Source organism: Mesorhizobium sp. DCY119 (genome assembly GCF_003590645.1).
Taxonomy (GTDB): domain Bacteria; phylum Pseudomonadota; class Alphaproteobacteria; order Rhizobiales; family Rhizobiaceae; genus Mesorhizobium_M.
In genome coordinates this window covers 1979007-1996830 of the sequence record NZ_CP031834.1, presented here as the reverse complement: position 1 = coordinate 1996830, position 17824 = coordinate 1979007, and the positions used below count along the sequence as shown (strand labels likewise).

At 62.3% G+C, this 17824-nt stretch carries 19 protein-coding genes; 10 read left to right on the top strand and 9 right to left on the bottom strand.

Translation table 11 applies throughout. The features are described 5' to 3' along the window. Nucleotides 1–4: 4 nt before the first annotated feature. Entirely contained in the window at nt 5–1048 is a 1044-nt protein-coding gene (locus DZG07_RS09685) for a sulfate/molybdate ABC transporter ATP-binding protein (RefSeq protein WP_091912942.1), read from the top strand. A gap of 114 nt (nt 1049–1162) precedes the next feature. Here the strand turns inward: DZG07_RS09685 and DZG07_RS09680 are convergent, their stop codons facing one another. After that, complete coding sequence (locus tag DZG07_RS09680) at nt 1163–1720, bottom strand: alpha/beta hydrolase (protein WP_119816434.1); 558 nt, start codon at nt 1718–1720, stop codon at nt 1163–1165. Nucleotides 1721–2101: 381 nt separating this feature from the next. Here DZG07_RS09680 and cysP point away from each other — a divergent pair, with 381 nt between their 5' ends. The 8 genes from cysP to DZG07_RS09645 all read left to right on the top strand — a co-directional run bounded on the left by cysP (nt 2102) and on the right by DZG07_RS09645 (nt 9262). After that, on the top strand, nt 2102–3088 hold the full coding sequence (gene cysP / locus DZG07_RS09675; protein ID WP_119816431.1) for a thiosulfate ABC transporter substrate-binding protein CysP: 987 nt from the start codon (nt 2102–2104) through the stop codon (nt 3086–3088). Between the two features lie 90 nt (nt 3089–3178). Beyond that, nucleotides 3179–4000: a sulfate ABC transporter permease subunit CysT gene (cysT, locus tag DZG07_RS09670; protein WP_119821566.1), complete on the top strand. Its 822-nt coding sequence runs from the start codon at nt 3179–3181 to the stop codon at nt 3998–4000. A gap of 3 nt (nt 4001–4003) precedes the next feature. Next, the gene (cysW, locus tag DZG07_RS09665; RefSeq protein ID WP_119816428.1) at nt 4004–4891 is read left to right on the top strand and encodes a sulfate ABC transporter permease subunit CysW; all 888 of its coding nucleotides are present in this window, start codon (nt 4004–4006) and stop codon (nt 4889–4891) included. Then, on the top strand, nt 4888–5910 hold the full coding sequence (locus DZG07_RS09660) for a sulfate/molybdate ABC transporter ATP-binding protein (protein ID WP_119816425.1): 1023 nt from the start codon (nt 4888–4890) through the stop codon (nt 5908–5910). The genes cysW and DZG07_RS09660 overlap by 4 nt, the downstream gene beginning before the upstream one ends. A gap of 171 nt (nt 5911–6081) precedes the next feature. After that, entirely contained in the window at nt 6082–6234 is a 153-nt protein-coding gene (locus DZG07_RS23815; RefSeq protein ID WP_162931591.1) for a hypothetical protein, read from the top strand. A gap of 151 nt (nt 6235–6385) precedes the next feature. Beyond that, on the top strand, nt 6386–6835 hold the full coding sequence (locus DZG07_RS09655; RefSeq protein WP_091912950.1) for an Rrf2 family transcriptional regulator: 450 nt from the start codon (nt 6386–6388) through the stop codon (nt 6833–6835). Nucleotides 6836–6871: 36 nt separating this feature from the next. Continuing rightward, nucleotides 6872–8233, top strand: a complete 1362-nt coding sequence (locus tag DZG07_RS09650; protein WP_119816422.1) for an FAD/NAD(P)-binding protein — start codon at nt 6872–6874, stop codon at nt 8231–8233. Between the two features lie 93 nt (nt 8234–8326). Then, entirely contained in the window at nt 8327–9262 is a 936-nt protein-coding gene (locus DZG07_RS09645; RefSeq protein WP_119816419.1) for a DUF5996 family protein, read from the top strand. Between the two features lie 26 nt (nt 9263–9288). Here DZG07_RS09645 and DZG07_RS09640 read toward each other — a convergent pair whose 3' ends face one another. From DZG07_RS09640 to DZG07_RS09610, 8 genes are all read right to left on the bottom strand, one after another. Then, nucleotides 9289–10251 (bottom strand): LLM class flavin-dependent oxidoreductase, encoded by a 963-nt coding sequence (locus tag DZG07_RS09640; protein WP_162931590.1) that lies wholly within the window; start codon nt 10249–10251, stop codon nt 9289–9291. A 124-nt stretch (nt 10252–10375) separates the two neighbouring features. After that, on the bottom strand, nt 10376–10528 hold the full coding sequence (locus DZG07_RS23810) for a hypothetical protein (protein ID WP_162931589.1): 153 nt from the start codon (nt 10526–10528) through the stop codon (nt 10376–10378). A gap of 154 nt (nt 10529–10682) precedes the next feature. After that, nucleotides 10683–11006: a hypothetical protein gene (locus DZG07_RS09635; protein WP_091912957.1), complete on the bottom strand. Its 324-nt coding sequence runs from the start codon at nt 11004–11006 to the stop codon at nt 10683–10685. Nucleotides 11007–11181: 175 nt separating this feature from the next. Continuing rightward, nucleotides 11182–11373: a hypothetical protein gene (locus DZG07_RS23805; protein ID WP_133304735.1), complete on the bottom strand. Its 192-nt coding sequence runs from the start codon at nt 11371–11373 to the stop codon at nt 11182–11184. A 132-nt stretch (nt 11374–11505) separates the two neighbouring features. Beyond that, on the bottom strand, nt 11506–12183 hold the full coding sequence (locus DZG07_RS09630) for an RES family NAD+ phosphorylase (protein WP_119816413.1): 678 nt from the start codon (nt 12181–12183) through the stop codon (nt 11506–11508). Beyond that, nucleotides 12180–12707 (bottom strand): antitoxin Xre-like helix-turn-helix domain-containing protein, encoded by a 528-nt coding sequence (locus DZG07_RS09625; RefSeq protein ID WP_119816410.1) that lies wholly within the window; start codon nt 12705–12707, stop codon nt 12180–12182. Before DZG07_RS09625 ends, DZG07_RS09630 begins: the two co-directional genes overlap by 4 nt. A gap of 606 nt (nt 12708–13313) precedes the next feature. Next, complete coding sequence (locus tag DZG07_RS09615; protein ID WP_119816407.1) at nt 13314–14741, bottom strand: aldehyde dehydrogenase family protein; 1428 nt, start codon at nt 14739–14741, stop codon at nt 13314–13316. Between the two features lie 75 nt (nt 14742–14816). Next, nucleotides 14817–15848 (bottom strand): histone deacetylase family protein, encoded by a 1032-nt coding sequence (locus DZG07_RS09610; protein WP_119816404.1) that lies wholly within the window; start codon nt 15846–15848, stop codon nt 14817–14819. Between the two features lie 168 nt (nt 15849–16016). On the opposite strand from DZG07_RS09610, the gene DZG07_RS09605 reads away from it, so the two are divergent. Further along, nucleotides 16017–17684 carry an amidohydrolase gene (locus tag DZG07_RS09605; RefSeq protein WP_119816401.1) on the top strand — a complete coding sequence of 556 codons (1668 nt, stop codon included), beginning with the start codon at nt 16017–16019 and terminating at the stop codon, nt 17682–17684. Nucleotides 17685–17824 lie beyond the last annotated feature (140 nt).

The window sequence follows — 17824 nt, the reverse complement described above, 5'->3', positions numbered from 1 at the left end:
ATTAATGGAAGTTCGCGTCGCCAATGTGCGCAAGGAGTTCGACCGGTTTCCGGCGCTTCACGACGTCTCGCTCGACATCAAGTCCGGAGAACTGATTGCGCTGCTGGGTCCGTCCGGTTCGGGCAAGACGACGCTGCTGCGCCTTATCGCCGGGCTGGAGAAGCCGACCAAGGGCGCGATCTATTTCGGCGATGAAGACGCATCGCATCGCACCATCCAGGAGCGCAATGTCGGCTTCGTCTTCCAGCATTATGCGCTGTTCCGGCACATGACGGTGGCCGACAATGTCGGCTTCGGCCTGAAGGTTCGTCCGGGCGCAACCCGGCCTGCCGCAGCCGAAATCCGCCGCCGCGCCTCCGAACTGCTCGATCTCGTCCAGCTCTCAGGCCTCGAAAAACGCTACCCGGCGCAGCTTTCCGGCGGCCAGCGCCAGCGCGTGGCGCTGGCCCGCGCCATGGCGATCGAGCCAAAGGTTCTGCTGCTCGATGAACCCTTCGGCGCGCTCGATGCGCAGGTGCGCCGCGAATTGCGCCGCTGGCTGCGCGAGATCCACGACGCCACCGGCCATACGACGGTCTTCGTCACGCACGACCAGGAGGAAGCGCTGGAGCTTGCCGACCGTGTCGTCGTCATGAGCCAGGGCCGCATCGAGCAGGTCGGCACCGCCGACGAGGTCTACGACACGCCCAACTCGCCCTTCGTCTACGGCTTCATCGGAGAATCCAGTTCCTTGCCGGTAAAGGTCGAGGACGGACAGCTGTGGGTCGCCGACCGCCCCATCGGGCTTTCCGTGCCCGACGCACCGAACGGCAAGGCAGAGCTCTATTTTCGTCCGCACGACGTCGAATTGCTGGAGGAGTGCAATGGCTGCATCGCCGGCACGGTGGTGGCCAGCCGACGCGTTGCCGGCACGCGGCGTGTCGAACTGGAGATCGGCGGCGAGAGGCAGCGCGTCGAGATCGAACTGCCGATCGAGCACCCGGCAGCGCAGAAAAGCCGCGTCGCCTTCAGGCCGCGCCGCTGGAAGGTGTTTCTGTCGGAGACATAAGGCCAGGCATTCTTGTCGCAGGTTGCGCTGCCTTCATCCGCCTGCCGGCACCGACCGCGGCAAGCCACGGGTCTCGCCCCGTGAGAGGCAGCGCAAACTGAATTCAGAAAAGCTTTAAGCCGCCCGCGACGCCACCTCAACCCGGGCAAAATTGAAGCACGAGGCCAGCGCGTAGCCATCCTCCCAGCGGCCGAAGCCACTGGCGACGTTGATGTGCCCGGCATCGCCGATATCGACCAGTCCGCTGCCCCAGATGCCCGCATATTCCTGCGCGATATCGAAATCCATGTAGCTGTCGTTGCGGCTGGCAACGAAGATCGACGGAAACGGCAGCCGTCGGCGCGGCATCGCGCCGAAGTGGATCAAGCCGGGATGTTTGGCATTGGTCACGTCGATATCGCAGGGCGCGACCAGCACCGCGCCGGCGACATGCTCGGCAGCCGGGCGGCCGGCGAGCTTTGCCGCCAAGATGCAGCCGAGGCTGTGCGCAACGAGAACAGCACCCGGATGGGCGAGGAGTTCGCTTTCCAGCGTATGCAGCCAGTCTTCCAGCACCGGCTTGTCCCAATGTTCCTGGGAGACGAGGATCGCATCGTCATGGTCCGCCAGCCAGTGGCGCTGCCAATGGTCCTCGCCGGAACCGTTCAGGCCGGGTAGTATCAATGTGGTCATGCTGCACTCCTCTGGAAGCCCCAGCCGGATTTGCGACGCCTCGCCGCCGATTCATGCTGCTATTTTAGAGGTCTGGCCCTGCTGACAGAGGATCGGGTTTTGCGAATTTCCGCCGACATCGAAAACACTATTCCGGTAAGCCGTGGCCACCACCGGAATTCGATTCTCGGTGAGAAGATTTTTCCCGAAATGACAAAAATCCTCGCAGCAAGAGAAGAACATGCAGTCTCGCTGAAATGAAATTCTAATGTGACATCATCATTAGAATGCCGTTCTCATGAGCCGCGATCATGAGGCAGCCTCTTCCTCGCCGGACAGCCGGGGCTTCGGATAGGTTCAGTCACAAAGACAAAACAACTTTGGGATCATGGAGTTATCCGAATGAGACGTTTCCTGCTCGTTGGCGCGGCCCTTGCCGGCCTGCTCGCCGCCCCTGCATCGGCATTTGCCGCCGACAAGCTGCTGAACGCCTCCTATGACGTGGCGCGCGAACTGTTCGTCGCCGTCAACAAGGCCTATGTCACCGCCCATCCCGGCGTGACCATCGACCAGTCGCATGCCGGCACCTCCAAGCAGGCCCGCGCCATCGTCGAAGGGCTGGAGGCTGACGTGGTGACCTTCAACCAGGTTACCGACATCGACTTCCTGGCCAAGAACGGCTTCGTCTCGGACGACTGGAAGAGCGATTTCCCCAACCAGTCTTCGCCCTTCTATTCGCTGCCTTCCTTCCTCGTGCGCGCCGGCAACCCGAAGAACATCAAGGACTGGAACGATCTCGTCCGTGACGATGTAAAGGTGATCTTCCCGAACCCGAAGACCTCGGGCAACGCCCGCTACACCTATCTCGCCGCCACCGCCTATGCGAAGGAAGCCTTCAAGGGCGACGAGACCAAGGTGAAGGAGTTCGTCACCAAGATCTTCGACAACGTACCCGTCTTCGACACCGGCGGCCGCGCCGCCACCACCACCTTCGTCGAGCGCGGCATCGGCGACGTGCTGATCACCTTCGAATCCGAGACGACCGGCATCCGTAAGGAATTCGGCGAAGACAAATATGAGGCCGTCGTGCCGTCGGTCAGCCTGCTTGCCGAATTCCCGGTGGCGATCGTTGACAAGGTCGTCGACAAGCGCGGCTCGCGCGATCTCGCCAAGAACTATCTCGACTTCCTCTACACGCCGGAAGGCCAGACCATTCTTGCCGAAAACGGCAACCGCGTTCACGAAGAGAAGGTCGCCGGCGAGTTCAAGGACAAGTTCCCCGAAGTCCGCCTCGTCACCGTCGAGGACGTCTTCGGCGGCTGGGACAAGGTGCAGGCCGAGCATTTCGCTTCCGGCGCGCTGCTCGACCAGATCTACGGCGAGCGTTGACCCTTTAGCTCGATTGCTGTTCAAGGGCGGGAAGCCGGTCATGCCGGCTTCCCGCTTTTTTGAGTTTCGATTTTCCGGAAGGCTTTGTCCGTGGCTCGTCGCGTCCTGCCGGGTTTGCCCCTGGCGCTCGGAATAACCCTGGTCTACGTCTCGATCATCGTCGTGCTGCCGCTCGGCGCGCTGGTCTACAAGGCGGCGAGCCTCGGCTTCGAGGACTATTGGCGCATCGTCTCGTCGGGCCGCGCGCTGGCGAGCTACCGCGTCACGGCACTTTCCGCCCTCGCCGCCACTGCCTTCAATCTCGTCTTCGGTTTCGCGCTGGCCTGGGTGCTGGTGCGCTACCGCTTTCCCGGCCGCCGCTTCATCGACGCGCTGGTCGACCTGCCCTTCGCCCTGCCGACCGCGGTCGCCGGCATTGCGCTGACCGCACTTTTCGCGCCGAACGGCTGGTTCGGCTCGATCCTCGGCGAAGCCAGCATCAAGGTCGCCTACACGCCGCTCGGCATCATGATCGCCATGGCCTTCACCAGCCTGCCCTTCATCGTGCGCACCATCCAGCCGGTGCTTGAAGACCTTGATCCGGCACTTGAGGAAGCCGCCCAGTCGCTCGGCGGCTCGGACGCCTCGATCTTTGCACGCGTCATCCTGCCCTTGCTGACGCCAGCCATTCTTGCCGGCGTCTCGCTTGCCTTCGCCCGCAGCCTCGGCGAATTCGGCGCCATCATCTTCATCGCCGGCAACCAGCCCTTCTCGACCGAGATCACCGCGCTTCTGGCCTTCATCCGGCTCGAGGAATACGACTATCAGGCCGCCGCCGCGATCGCTTCGGTGTTGCTGATAACCGCTTTCGTGATGCTCGCCGTCACCAACATCCTGCAGGCCCGCGCCCTGCGCTACACGGCGAGGGGCTGAGCGATGGCAAGCAAAACCAGAAAACCGCCACGCGTCGGCGACCAGCCAGGCTTCCGCGGCGCCTTGATCGCCGCCGTGCTGGTGGTAACCGCCATCTTCATCGTCGCGCCGCTGGTCGTCATCGGCGTGCAGGCGTTTTCGCAAGGCTGGGCGGTCTACGCGGCAGCGATTGCCGATCCCGACACGCTCCACGCCATTCTCCTGACCGTGACGACGGCATTGATCGCCGTGCCGATCAACACCGCCTTCGGCGTTGCAGCCGCCTGGGCGATCACCAAATTCGACTTCTGGGGCCGGCGCTTCCTGCTGGTCGTCATCGAGATACCCTTCTCGATCTCGCCGATCGTCGCCGGTGTCGCCTATCTCTTCGTCTATGGCTTGCAGGGCCTGTTCGGCCCGGCCCTGCAATCGGCCGACATCAAGATCCTGTTTGCCCTGCCCGGCATCGTCCTGGCCTCGATGTTCGTCACCGCGCCCTTCGTCGCCCGCGAGCTGATCCCGCTGATGCAGGCGCAGGGCCGCGATCTCGAAGAGGCCGCAACCTCGCTCGGTGCGTCGGGCTGGCGCACCTTCTTCTCCGTGACGCTGCCCAATATCCGATGGGCGCTGCTTTACGGCGTGGTGCTGTGCAACGCCCGCGTCATGGGCGAGTTCGGCGCTGTGTCGGTCGTTTCGGGCAACATCCGCGGCCAGACCAACACGCTGCCGCTGCATATCGAACTGCTCTACCACGACTACCAGACCGCCGGCGCCTTCGCCGCCGCCTCCATCCTCGCCGTGCTTGCCGTGGTGACCTTGGTTGCCAAAGTGCTGCTGGAGCGCCGGGGAGCCGGCCGCGGCGGCCGCCCGACACTGGCCGCAAACCAAACCGTTCCGGAGACAACGACGTGAAAATCCGCCTCGACACCGTCGTAAAAACTTTCGACACCTTCCGCGCCGTGCATGGCGTTTCGCTGGAAATCGAAAGCGGCGAACTGGTAGCGCTGCTCGGACCCTCCGGCTCGGGCAAGACCACCATCCTGCGCATGGTCGCCGGCCTCGAATATGCCGATGGCGGCAAGATCTATTTCGGCGACGAGGACGCCACCGACATTCCGGTTCGCGACCGCGGCGTCGGTTTTGTTTTCCAGCACTACGCGCTGTTCCCGCATATGACGGTGGCCGAAAACGTCGCTTTCGGCATGAAGGTTTCCAAGGTGAAGCGCTCGAAGGCCGAGATCACCGCCCGCGTCGCCGATCTCCTGCGGCTGGTGAAGCTCGATGGCCTCGGCGAGCGCTTTCCCGGCCAGATTTCCGGCGGCCAGCGCCAGCGCGTCGCGCTTGCCCGCGCGCTCGCCGTCGATCCGAAAGTTCTGCTGCTCGACGAGCCCTTCGGCGCGCTCGACGCCAATGTGCGCCGCGACCTGCGCCGCTGGCTGCGCGAAATCCACGAGGAACTCGCCATTACCACGCTGTTCGTCACCCACGATCAGGAAGAAGCGCTCGACCTCGCCGACCGCGTCGTCATCCTGAAGGACGGCAAGATCGTCCAGCAGGGCACGCCGGAAGAAGTCTGCCGCGAGCCCAATTCGCCCTTCGTCATGGGTTTTCTCGGCGACACCAACCGCCTGCCGGCAAATGTGTCCGGCGGACGCGCAGTGGTCGGAAATGCCGCCCTGCCCGCGCCCGGCGTGGCAGACGGCAAGGCGGAGATATTCGTGCGCCCCAGCGATCTCGACTGGACGGAAAATGGCGACGGCGTGCCGGCAAAAATCCTGCGCGTCATCGACCGCCCCGACGGCCGGCGTCTGCTGGCCGCGACTGACCAGGGCGAGACGCTGGAACTCGATGTTGCGCCCGAAATCCAGGCCAAGGCCGGCGATGAAGGCTTTGTCACAGTCCGGCGCGGCCGCATTTTTGCTGCGGGGTAACGCCCGCGATCGCATCTTTCGGCGGTTTGTGCGATCGGCGGTCAATATTCCCGAGTTGCCGCCACTCTTGGCATATTCATGCTGATGATAAGATCGGAGCGCAATGTCGTTCCAAGCCAAGCAGCCGAATGTCTACTACTCTTGTAGAATTATCTTCGAGGAGTGGCCGCCGTGACGAAACTTTTCTACCCGCATTCGGTCGATTCGGGTTTGCTCGTCGGGATCGAGCTCGCGGCCCGGCAACTTGCCAATCTTTTGGCCGCAATGCGTGCCAGCGGGGCTAAACACGGCGAAAATTGCATCAAATCGGCCACAGCAGCCTGAAAAGTCATCAAAAATCAACGAGTTTGAGCTTGTTTATCATGTCGCTCGATTTTAAGTCTGGGTGGTGCAGCGACGCGGGGGCTATCCGCCATGATTTGCACACAAACGATCGCCACAGGCTTAGGCGAACTTCTGATGAAATGTTGCGGGCATGCTCACTAAAAAAGGCAAATACGGCCTCAAGGCCCTCGTGCATCTTTCAGGCATGCCTGTCGGCCAGTTGGCGTTCGTCAACGACATCGCGGTTGCCAACAATATCCCGAAGAAATTCCTCGACGCCATTCTCGGCGAATTGCGCAATGCCGGTTTCGTCCAGAGCCGTAAGGGCAAGGATGGTGGCTATCGCCTCGCCCGGCCGGCGGCCGAGATCAAGATCGGCCATGTCGTGCGCGTTCTCGACGGCCCGCTGGCCCCGATCCCATGCGCCAGCCGCACCCAGTATCAGCGCTGCGAAGACTGTGACGAGGCGACATGCCAAGTCCGGCACATGATGCTCGAAGTGCGTCAGGCGATCGCCGACGTGCTGGACAATCGCAGCCTGGCTGCCATGCGCGACGCCGACAACGACGACGTGCTACAGGACATCAAGTACCACATCTGACATGCCCTGATATTCTGACGGGGCGGAGGCCATCTCATGGCTGAGCGCGCAACCGGCAGACAATCCATCCTCATCATCGGCGGCGGCGCCAGCGGCGTCGTGCTCGCGGCGCATCTGTTGCGCGATCCCGATGCCGACATCCGCGTCACGCTGATCGAAAAACGCAACACCTTCGGCCAAGGCGTCGCCTATTCCACCAACCTGCCCGACCATGTGCTGAACGTGAGCGCGTTCGGCATGAGCGCCTATGCCGACGATCCCGAGCATTTCTTCCGCTGGCTGGTCGAGCGCGGGCTGGCCGAGCCGGACAATCCGCAGATCTACGTGCCGCGCAGCCTCTACGGCGAATATCTTCGCGAGATTCTCGACCGGCTCACCGAGCAGGAAAAAGGCACCGGAAGGCTGCACACGCTGAACGAAGCCTGCCAGTCGGTGACGACGACGCCTTCCGGCGTCGAGGTGAAGCTTGCCAATGGAACGAGCCTTGTCGGCCACATCGCCGTGCTGGCCGTCGGCCATGAGGAGCAGGCGCCGCCGGACCATCGCGGCGCCATTCGGCCAGGCTCCTCAGAAGATACGCCTCTGCCGGCCGACGCACCCGTTCTGGTTCTGGGAACGGGCTTGAGCATGATCGATCTCTGGCTGTCGCTGGAAAACCGGGGACACAGCGGCAAGATCGTCGCGCTCTCCCGGCGCGGGCTGCTGCCGGCCATCCATCGCCGCGGCAAACCGATTAGGCTGGACGCCGCCGACGTGCCGCTCGGCACCGACCTTTCCTATTTCATACGCTGGTTCCGCCAGCTCGTGCGCGAAACCGAAGACGCCGGCGGCAACTGGCGCGATGTCGTCGATGGCATCAGGCCATTCAACCAGCGCATCTGGCAAAGCTGGCCTTCCGGCGCGAAGCGGCGTTTCATCGAGCACACGCGCGCCTGGTGGGATATTCATCGCCACCGCATGCCGCCTGCCCTGCATGAGCGGGTTTCGCGCGCGCTGGCGGCGGGTGATCTGGAATTGCTCGCCGGCAAGCTGGAAAGTGTGCGCAAGGACGGCAACGGCTTTGCTGCCACCATTCGCCCGCGCCACAAGCAGGAAGCCGTGACGCTGAACGTAGCGCGGATCTACGATTGCACCGGCATCACCACCGACCTGTCGACGGGATCAAATCCGATCGTGCGTTCGCTGATCGAGCGTGGCCTCGCCCGGCCCGACCCGCTGCGCATCGGTCTCGATGTCACGCCGGGCTGCGCCATCGTCAATGCGGAAGGTGCCGCTTCCACGCGCCTGTTCGCCATTGGCCCGCTGACGCGCGGCACCTTCTTCGAGATCGAGGCCATCCCCGACATCCGCACGCAGTGTTCGGCGCTTGCTAGGCGCCTGACGGAGAAGGTGGCCTGAACCTCGTATCCGCTCGCACTTCAGCCGGGCTGGGATGGACATGCCGGACAATCCCGTCCAGTTTCGATTTGAAACGGCGAAGGAGACCGGCTCATGCACGCAGGCTGGCCCGAAATACCCTACCTTCCGTGGCGCGACACATGCGCCGCGCTTCATCTTTACACGCAGATCGTCGGCAAATATCGGCTCGCCCGGACACCATGGGTCAACCATTCGTGGCACGCCACGCTCTATCCGAATGCCCGCGGCCTCACCACCGGACTGGTGCCTGACCTGTCCGGCGGCATCGAGGTGAGCTTCGATCTCATCGACCACCAGCTGGTCGGAGCTTGCACTGACGGGCGCAAGGCGAGTTTCGCGCTCGGGCCGATGTCCGTCGCAGCCTTCCACGGGCAATTCCTGGAGCTTGTCCGCTCGCTCGGAGGAACACCCGAACTGCACGGCGCGCCGAACGAAATCCCCAATGCCCTGCCCTTCGCTGAGGACCGGGCGGAGCGTCCTTACGATGCCGAAGCTGTCACCCGCTTTTTCAGGGCCCTGGTCTCGGTGTCGGGCGTGTTCCAGACATTTCGCACCGCCTATCTCGGCAAGGTCAGCCCGGTTCATCTCTTCTGGGGAAGTTTCGATCTCGCCGTGACGCGCTTTTCCGGCAGGCGTGCGCCCCTGCACCCCGGCGGCATACCGGCATTGCCCGACGACGTTACCCGCGAAGCCTACAGCCACGAGGTTTCTTCGGCGGGCTTCTGGCCGGGCGGCGGGAGTGTCGATTTTCCGGCGTTCTATTCCTATGCCTATCCGGCGCCGGCAGGATTTGCCGATGCACAGGTGACCCCCGAGGCCGCCTATTTCGACAAAACGCTCGGCGAATTCCTGCTGCCTTACGATGCGGTTCGCCAGGCAGCAGACCCCGAGGCAGCACTTCTGGCTTTCCTGGAAAGCACTTACCGCGCGGCGGCCGGGTCGGCTGGATGGGACGTAGCTGCTCTCGAATGTTCCATCGGCGAGCCGCGCAGGCCCCGGCCCTTATAGGGCCGAAGCCTCGCTTCTGACCTCGCTTACGAAGCGCGGCTACGGAACGGGAGGTAGATCGCCTCGCCGAATTCCGGCTGAGGCGCTTCGGACTCCTGGCGCGCCACCGAGCGCTTGACGATTGCAGCCACGTCCCTGCCGAATGTCGCAAGGTCGTGCGGCTGGTCGAGGCCGTGCAGCACGAACTCGCGCACGCCGAGATCGCAATAGGAAAGCAGGGCCAGCGCGACCTGCTCGGCGGTTCCGACAAGCCGGATCGCTTCGCCGTCATGGCCGAGCCTGTCGGCCTTGGCCCAGGCTTCGGCCCGCGTGCCGGCAATCACCGGCCGGACGGGCACGGAGAAGCGGATCTTGTCCGACCGCCCATGGCAGGCGGCAGCGGCGCGCACCCGCGAGATGGTCTGCCGCGCCTCGGCGACCGTGCCGGCGGGCAGTTCGAACAGATCGGCATGCTTGGCCGCGATCTTGATTGCCGTGCCGGAAAGCCCGCCAAGGATGAACGGTATCTGCGCGCGGCCGAACGGCTTGGAGCCGGCGAATGCATCCTTCAGGCTGTAATGCGGCCCTTCGTGATCGAAAGGCTTATCGTTTGCCCACAGCCGCTTGAGCAGCACCAGATATTCGTCGGTACGAGCAAGGCTTGCCTCATGATCGAGCCCGGTGTCGCCGGCAACGATGCGGATGGACAGCCGCCCGCCGCTCAGCTGGTCGAGCGTGGCGAATTGCTGGGCAGCTACCTGTGGGGCCAGAACGCCAGCGCTGTGGGACACGACAACGCCGAGGTTGAAGGTGTTGTGCAGAACGAAAGAAGCAAGCTGGCCGTTGTCCGCAAGACCCTGATTGTCTGCGATGAGCAGCCGGTCAAGCCCGGCACCTTCTACGGCGCGAGCAAGGCGATGCGCCTGGCTCTGGCGGGCGAGCAGATCGGATGAACGGGCAGCCTCGGCTTCCGTCCATCTTTCGGTACGGCTGGTGAATTCGACATGCATGGCACTCTCCTCCATCGTCTTACCTGCAGCACCTTTCGGCGCAAAACTGGTTGTGATTTAACTGTGAGGCCTGTTCTTAAACCCGCGCCCCTTGCGCGGGTGGCCTCTTTTTGTCTGGTTCCCGTCAGGGGATCAGCCCGAGCACGACGGCAACGGTGAAGCCGAATGCGAGCGCGAAGATCAACGTCTCGAGACCGACACGAATGCCGGCCGGGCGGGACGTCACGGGGCCGCGAAGCGAAAGCCGCTTGGTTCCGGATTGCTGTATTAGGGACATCACGACCTCCGTAATTACAGATAGTCTATGATTTTTGTAGACATTGTCGAGTGCGAAATTTACGCCGAAACGAGGAACATGTTTCTATCAAACATTAGTTTCGCGAACGAAATTCTACAAAATCAGGGAAATGCGAAACGGGCGGAATCGCCCGTCAGTTTCTGAGTCTGTCCACGCAGAGAGCCCGGAGCAGCAGTGCGGCATGCGCATAGGTGATCTGGTCGCTGACCAGTTCGTGAGCTGAACCGGCGCCAACGACGTCGCGAACGGCGTCCAGCGTGCGGATGGGCAGTATATCGGTGCAGGTTCGCATCCGGCCAAAAACGGCGCTTACGGCAACGTTTTTGCCGTCGAATTCCACAAAGGGCTCGGCTGCGTCGAGCGCCCAGTCCTCGTAAGCATCCAGCGCGTCGTGGAAAGCCTGATGAAGAATGAATGGGGCATGGCCTTCATGAAGCGGGGGCAGCAAAGTCGGCATATCTGTTTCCTCACTTTTTCGGTCGTTGCGACAGTCTTCTTCTGAACTCATCCTCTTTTGGGGAACGCGAGTGGACACGGGCGGGCATGAAACCCGCGGGCACTGATGTTGCGCTGAATGACACAGGCTCGCACACGGCCTGCATCGACATCGATCCTAGCACCAGTTTTTGGTTTTACCAAAGCCCCGGATACTGCCAGGCCCAATAAAAACCTTCATCGCGCTCGGGAAGCCGGTTCTTCTCCGCTTCATCCTTTGAAATGGTTTGGCTTTTCCGTTTTTCCACAGGACCGCATAAAGCATCGGTCCTGCCGGCCCGCAAAAGATCGGCCAAAGCGCGAAACATCACAGTGTCTGTATGTGCCATCGAAGGCCTCCTGATACTCATTCAGAAGGCGAGCCTCGCTAATTCTACAAATATTGTAGAGTTAAAAAATTTCAAGTTTGGCCGAAATGGCGCAAAAATTCTGCGGTCGGCTGAAACCTGCTCTTCCAGGCGCTATTTCCGGGACTTCAGCTTCCTCACGTCGATCGTGCGCCGGTCGGCCCACACCGTGATCTCGAAATGGTCGGCCTGCACGACATCTTCGATCTTCGACGGCCTGTAGGCTGCGGCGCAGATGCCCCGGTGCAATCTGACTGAGTCATAGACGACGCCGTCGCTCTTCGACACCCTGACCGCCTCGCCATATGGCTGGGATGCGGCGTAGCTGTCGGGCGCATAAAGCGCGGGCAGCGACGCTTGCAGCCCTCTTATATCGACATACTCGCCATCCAGCCTGGCCGTATAGGCGCGGTACTTCCGCTTGAGTTCCACTAGGCCCCGCGCGACGGCCTCGCGGCGCAGATGGTGGCCGACTTCCGCGGCGGCCGTGGTCAGGTCGGCGGCCGCATACCACGCGCCCAGCTCAGGCCCGTTGAACCGCGCGCCGGTGGGCGGGACATGCAGGAAAGCCGCCATGACGATACTGGCGTTCGACCGACCATAGACCCACTCGCTTTGCGGCAGGCGGCCGATGCGCTCAGCCACCAGCCGGTCGTTCGTCCAGCCGACGAGGTCCATGACAGCCGTCAGGTCCGCCGCCGTCGCAACGGTATCGAACAGGCCGATGGGCGGGAACTGCGACGGGATGAGGCGATGCGCCGGGCGCGGCGCGGGCGAAAGCTGCTCCGTCACCGGAAGACGACATCCGTTTCTTCATAAGGCTGGAAAGCCGCATCGACCGCGTTCGGTTCCATATATATGCCGCCGCGCGCGCCATCGAGAAAACGCCGAACCGTCAGAAGCGCATCCTGCGAGCCGTTGGTGACAAGCGCCAGCGGCGGACGACCGTTGAAGATCGTTCCGTCATGCGGGCCACGCAGCCAGGCCACCCCTTCCCGGTCACCGCCATAGAGAATGCCGAGCGCCTGATGAATGCCGAGCACGGCCGATATGCGCGTCAGCGTATCCACATCCAGCGTGAATTCGCGGTGTTCGCGGGCCAGCTTGGTCCAGTTCTGATAGGTCGAGCGCGATGGATAGCCGAGGATCAGCCGGCGCTCCTCCTCGTTGAGGCCCCACAGATCGGCGATCGAGACAAAGGTGCGCAAGGCAGGCGCGCTGAGCCGCCGCCTGTTGGCCGGCGCAAAGCGCGAGCTATCGAGCCGCTGCGGCTCGGGCGCGATGATCTCGGTATTTTTGCGAAGGGCCTGGCTCATGATCGCTTCCTTGTCCGCAAATGGATATAGTCCATATTTGGACAGAATGCAACATCATGCCGATCTGCCCGCCGGATGACGGAATTATGTCATGACGCATTGCAGCATTTGATATTGCATTGCACAAATTGCACGGCAGCCATGCACTATTGAGGGTTGCGAAAAGCCGAAAATAAACCGACTTTATACAAGTGATTTCGGCGGCGCCTACCTCCTCCCAGGCAATGCCGAATACGGTCGACCTTCACCTCCTCCCGATCGTCGACCGAACCATAGAACACCCGCCGAACCTCCTCCCTCGGCGGGTGTTTTCTTTTCTGGGCAGCGCCCGACTTTCCGAGACTTTACTGAGAATATGAGTGAAGGCGTCCATCCGGACTGCCGGAAAACTCCGCGTTCCTTCGCGCCCCCTCTGACCTGCCGGCCATCTCCCCCTCAAATGGGGAGATCAGCCTTCATGGCCGCTTTCGCGAATCTTTAACGTCGCAGAAGGTGCGGGACGAATTACGCTGCTAATCTCCCCCCTTGCGGGGGAGATGGCCGGCAGGTCAGAGGGGGCAACGTAGAGCGAAAACCAGCCAAGCCCCCCACTAACAAAACCTGCGATCAGCTCCCGTACCCCACGATCCCCTTGGTCTCGAGAAAATCGTGGATGCCCCAATCAGCATATTCGCGGCCATTGCCGGACTGTTTGTAGCCGCCGAACGGCGCGTGCGTGTCCCAGGCGGGATAGTTGAGATAAACCGAGCCGGCGCGCATCTTGCCGGCGACGCGGCGGGCGCGTTCGAGGTTTTCCGACTGGATATAGGCGGCAAGGCCGTAGACGGTGTCGTTGGCAATGCGCACGGCCTCGTCCTCGTCCTCGTAGGATATGACCGACAGCACCGGCCCGAATATTTCCTCGCGGGCAATCGTCATATCGGGCGTGACATGGCCGAACACGGTGGGGCGAATGTAGTAGCCGCGATTGAGACCTTCCGGCCGGCCGGGACCGCCGGTAACCAGCGTCGCACCCTCGGAAATGCCGGTTTCGATCAGCCGCTGGATCTTGTCATACTGAAGCTGGCTGACGACCGGCCCGAGTTGTGTATCCTCCGAGGTCGGATTGCCGACCCGGTGCGCCTCGGCCGCTTCCTTGGCCACCGCGAGTGCTTCGTCATGGCGATCGACCGGCACCAGCATGCGCGTCGGCGCGTCGCAGGACTGGCCGCTATTGCCGAAGCAGCCATTGACGCCTTCGCGCACGGCATGGGCGAAATCGGCGTCCGGCAGGATGATGTTGGCGCTCTTGCCACCAAGCTCCTGCGCCACCCGCTTGACCGTGTCGGCAGCAGCCTTGGCGACAATGATGCCGGCGCGCGTCGAGCCGGTGAAGGAAACCATGTCGACATCGGGATGCTCGGCCATCACCTGCCCGACATCGGGCCCGGTGCCGTTGACGAGATTGAACACGCCCTTCGGCACGCCGGCCTCGTCCATGATTTCGGCAAATACGATGCCGCTGATCGGCGCGATCTCGGATGGCTTCAACACAACCGTGCAGCCCGCAGCGATTGCCGGCGCGACCTTGCAGACGATCTGGTTGAGCGGCCAGTTCCACGGCGTGATCAGCGCGCAGACGCCGATCGGCTCCTTGACCACCATGGTCGAGCCACGCAGATGGCCGAATTCGTAGTCTTCCAGCGCCTTGATGGTCGATTCCATATGGGCCTGTCCGGCAGCCGCCTGCGCCTCGCGCGCCCAGGTGATCGGTGCACCCATCTCCTGCGAGATCGCCTGCGCAACATCCTCGTAGCGCCTGTTGTAGACCTCGAGGATTTTGTTCAGCAGCGCCAGGCGCTCTTTCTGCGTCGTTTGCGAAAAGCTGACGAAGGCTGCCCGCGCGGCGGCGACCGCCTTGTCGACATCGGCCTTCGCACCAAGCGAGATCGCCGCATAGGCCTCCTCCGTCGAGGGGTCGATCACGTCCAGCGTGGCCGGGACCACCGGCGAAACCCACTTGCCGTCGATGTAGAAATTCAGGTGATTGCTCATGCTCTCTGCTCCGAACTTGGGAATGGGGTTTCGCGAATGACGAGAGGCGGACGAGCGCCCGCCTCTCAGAGAATGTCAGGCATTGTCGAAGCCGGTTAGCACGCCAACGGCATTGATGCCGATTTCCTCGACAGCATAGCCACCTTCCATGACGAACAGAGTCGGCAGGGCAAGCTTGGCGATACGCTCGCCGATCTTCGGATAGTCGGAACTCTTCAGCTTGAACTGGCTGATCGGGTCCTTCTCGAACGTATCGACACCCAGCGACACCACGACCACATCCGGCGCATAGGCCGCCACCTTGGCGCAGGCGTCTTCAAGAGCCGCGCTCCATTTGTCCCACGCCGTGCCATGAGGCATCGGATAATTGTGGTTGAAGCCCTCGCCCTTGCCAGCACCGCGCTCATCGGCATGGCCGAGGAAGAACGGATATTCCGTCATCGGGTCGCCATGCAGGTTGATCATCAGCACGTCGTCGCGCTCGTAGAAGATTTCCTGCGTGCCGTTACCATGATGATAGTCGACGTCGAGGATCGCTACGCGGGCAGCGCCCTGGTCAAGATACCACTGGGCAACGACGGCGGCATTGTTGATGAAGCAGTAGCCGCCCATGAAGGCAGCACCCGCATGGTGGCCCGGCGGGCGGCATAGCGCGAAAGCTGCTCGTTCGCCGGCCTTGACCAGTTCGGCCGCCGTCAGGCCGACATCGTAGGAAGACTTGATCGCATCCCAGGTGCCTTTGACGAAGGTCGCGCCTGCATCGAAGGAATAATAGCCAAGGAGTGCGTCGATCCGCTTCGGCGGAACGTCACCGCGCAGGCCGCGCGTCGGCCAGGTGAAGGCCATGGCCGAGCCGGGAAAGCCGGCCTTTTGCCATTCCGGCCATACCGTCGGCAGGAAATCGATGTAGTCGCTGGCGTGCACGCGCTTGGCTGCGTCCAGTGAATGTTCCTTCGGCGCAAGGATGGGTCCGAGCTTCTCGGATTCGACCCGCGCCTTGATGAATTCGGCCCGCGAAGGCTTTTCGAAACCGGGCACGATCTGGCCCGAAACCAGTTCCATCTGGCCGCCATGACCGGCGTGGAGAGGAGAGAAAATCGTCTTCATTTTGTCTTTCTGTTCACCCCTGTTGGTATCGTCACTTCTTGACCGACTGCTTTGTGACAGAGAGTTTTGATGCCGCCAAGGGGCAATCGCGAATTGCTGCAAGACAACACCGAGACGGCTTGCCAGATGCCAATACTCTGCTAGCCTGAGCAAAACTGGGTGAACAGAATGCCGCAAAAGGCCGATCTTATCGTTGTGAACGCAAGTATCCTGACGATGGATCCCGATACCCCCCGCGCCGAGGCCATTGCCATCAAGGGCGGTGAGATCATTGCGATCGCAGATCGCGAAGCTATTCTGCAGCATCAAGATTCAGACACGCGCGTCATCGATGCCAAGGGCAGCTCCGTGCTGCCCGGCTTCATCGAATCGCACATGCATCTCTTCGCCGGCGCTGCCGAACTCGAGCAGTTGCAACTGATGGGCGTGCACGGGTTCGAGGCTCTTTCCGAAGCTGTCCGCAAATATGCTGCAGCAAGGCCAAACCAGCTCATTCTGCAGGCTCAGGGCGCCGACTATACGATCCTCTCGGCCACCGAACGGGTTACCCGGCACCACCTTGATCGCATATTGCCCGATCGGCCCTTCGTCATGGCCGCGCCCGACCATCATACGGTGTGGGCCAACACCAAGGCGCTGGAAATGGCGGGCCTGCTGCACGGCAAGACGCTGGGACCCGGCAACGAGATCGTTATGGGTTCGGACGGGCTTGCAGAGGGCGAACTGCGCGAGGGTGAGGCTTTCGGCCCGCTGCTTGTGCTTGCCGGAGAAGGCCGCGTGCGGCTTGGTCTCGCGACCGGCGGCGAGCCGGACCCGAAGCCCACGGCAGCCGAACAGGCCTCCGACCGCGCGATCATGAAACGCGGCCTCGAATGGTGCGCCAGGCATGGCATCACCTCGATCCAGAACATGGACGGCAATCTGCATCAGCTTGAGCTCCTTTCGGAAATCGAAGCCGAGGGCGGCCTGCTTTGCCGAGTGCAGATACCGTTCCACTACAAGAACTTCATGACCGTCGATGCGCTCGAAAAAGCATCGCTGATGGCCGAGCGCTACAAGTCCGAATGGATTTCGTCCGGCATGGTCAAGGTGTTCATGGACGGTGTCCTGGATAGCTGGACGGCGGTCATGGTCGAGCCTTACGCCGACCGCACGGACTGGGTGGGCGAACCGCTGTTCACGCAGGAACAGTTCAACGAAGTTGCTACCGAGGCCGACAGGCGCGGCCTGCAGATCGCGGTGCATGCCATCGGAGACGGCGCGGTGCGCTCCGTGCTGGACGGCTATGAGACGGCGCAAAAGGCCAATGGCAAGCGCGACAGCCGCCACCGCATCGAGCATATCGAGGTGACCACGGAAGCGGACATTCCGCGTTTTGCCGATCTCGGCGTGCTGGCGTCCATGCAGCCTCCCCACCCGCCCGGCTCGATGGGCCTGCCGCTGGAGCCGACCGTCTCGCGCATCGGCAAGAAGCGCTGGCCGCTCTCCTATGCGTGGCGAACCCTGAAGAATGCCGGAGCGCGGATCGTCTTTGCCTCCGACTGGCCAGTGTCGCCGATTGATCCGATAGCGGGCATTCAGGCAGCCGTCGTGCGCAAGCCTTGGGCAGACGGCGATCCCGACCAGAGCTTCAGCCTGCACGAGGCTATCGCCGGTTATACGGTCGAAGGTGCCTACGCGGAATTCATGGAGAACCGCAAAGGCACGCTGAAACCCGGCTATGTCGCCGATCTGGTGATCCTCTCGGGCGACATCGAAGCGGTAGACCCGCATGATCTCCATACCATCCGCCCGGTGACCACGATCTGCGGCGGCAAAGTCACGTACCAGGCATAAGCCTGGTACGGCGATTGCTAGACTGAATGCGATAATTGAACCGTGATTCAATTCCGGGTTGCCAATGTCCCGGCCGTGTGATCACAATAAATTGGGGACGTACTCCGCCGACAAGAGCGGGGCCAACAGTGAGGCGTAAT